Source organism: Vibrio sp. 1978 (assembly GCF_033344345.1).
In genome coordinates, this window is the sequence record NZ_JAWPOP010000088.1 from 1 (window position 1) to 1,429 (window position 1,429).

Annotated in this window: 1 protein-coding gene; it reads right to left on the reverse strand. The window is 42.3% G+C overall.

What is annotated here, in order from left to right:
• Positions 1-470 precede the first annotated feature (470 nt).
• A partial coding sequence (locus tag R8N49_RS24635; protein ID WP_318190159.1) for a helix-turn-helix transcriptional regulator occupies positions 471-1,429 on the reverse strand: 959 nt, incomplete at its 5' end.

The following is a 1,429-nucleotide window of genomic DNA, read 5'->3' on the forward strand; positions in this document are numbered from 1 at the left end:
AGCGAAGGTGTCCTTGACACCCGTGGTATAGTCCCCCCGGCTATACCACGATATTTTTTTTCACTTCTTTTCTAATCCCAATTTAAACCTTTAACAACCAACCTCCTGTAACTAGAAGCACTTTAGTTAAGCTTTCTATATCCTATTTATATGTGCTGTTTGGCGAAAACAAATTGCTACAACGTTGTACATTGCTGTTTCACTTACCTATCACAACGCATAAATTAGGCAAAAAAACTCTAACCTAACAACACACAAAGGCATTGCAGCTCTTTATTTCTACGAACTACATAAGAAAGTACAGATGCTTTACTTACTCAGAACAACTAAAAAAAACAGAACGCTGCGTAGCCCGAGGCGACTAGAATGGTTTAGTTGCGGTATCAGAACGAATCACGCCGTTAAACGAGAGGAGGTGACTTAGATAACATCCGTGTTGTAACTATTAACGATGTTCGAAAGATTGAAGGCTAATTTGCGTGACTGTCTTGTTCCATCGCGAACTTTGATGGAGGTAAACCAAAGTGCAACTTGAACTTCTGGCTGAAGTAAGAGGGATCATTGAAACCGCAATTGAAAGCCACTTCACTGATTTTTTCACCTGCGAGTAACTGTTCACAAGCAGTTTCTAACCGTACCTCCGTTAAATAATCTTTTAACGTTCTTGACGAGGCCGACTTAAAGCGGCGTTGTAAACTACGTTCAGACATAAATAACATCTTAGCCGCTGTCGCAGTGCCAAAATCAGGGTCATGGTAATGCTCAGCAACTAACTGATAGACCTTTTGTAGCCACTCATTTTCTGGACTGGCTTTCTCTTCGACGATGTTTTCTGGCACAAATTCTGGTAAAACTTCCTCAACATGGCTCAACTCTTTTGCCATCGGCCAAGTAATCTCAATTTTATTCTGCGCATCAGAAGTGAACACCGCTAAGTGCCCTCCACTCACCGTAACCAGTTGCGAAAGATTGTCGATACTCAAGTCCACATTGTTATTAGCAGGACGACTTAGAGAAAGTTTATTTGGCAATTGCGTTCCGTAATCCAAAAAGCTGAGTGAGACAATGTCCCGCCCCTCTTCTAACATCACTTTAACGGCTTGACCTCGGAAAGAGCGCTTGATGATGTTGGCAAAGATACTGTTGAAGATAACGTCCAGATTAAAACTCTCTAGAGCAATACGGCTAGACTTGTTCTCATCCTCTAACTCCACAGAGATCCCCGCTTTGGCAAAATCGTCTCGCCACACATCCACCACAGATTGCGTAATTTGGCTTAGGTTGTAGTTTTGACTGCCGTTACTCGCATCACCTGGAGCACTTTTAAGCTCATTCAGCTGCCAGTAAGTTTTTGATACGTGATCCTCTGTGATGGAATCTCTCTCCACTGGCAATTTTGACGAGATATAATCGACGCTGGTTTTTATAG